We start from the raw sequence: 262 nt of genomic DNA on the forward strand, positions 1-262 counted from the left end.
GTCTTTCGGCGTGGGGGTTTTTCACCCCCATTATCGTTACTCATGTCAGCATTCGCACTTCTGATACGTCCAGTGTGGGTTACCCCTTCACCTTCAACCGCTTACAGAACGCTCCTCTACCGCTTGCACCTAAGTGCAAACCCATAGCTTCGGTGTATTGCTTAGCCCCGTTAAATCTTCCGCGCAGGCCGACTCGACTAGTGAGCTATTACGCTTTCTTTAAATGATGGCTGCTTCTAAGCCAACATCCTAGCTGTCTAAG

General features: G+C 50.0%; 1 rRNA gene. It reads right to left on the bottom strand.

Features of this window, described 5'->3' with window-relative positions:
* A 23S ribosomal RNA gene (locus K5Q58_RS21005) occupies window positions 1-262 on the bottom strand; the annotation flags it as partial.

This window comes from Shewanella sp. KT0246, from assembly GCF_019654955.1.
Taxonomy (GTDB): Bacteria; Pseudomonadota; Gammaproteobacteria; order Enterobacterales; family Shewanellaceae; genus Shewanella; species Shewanella goraebulensis.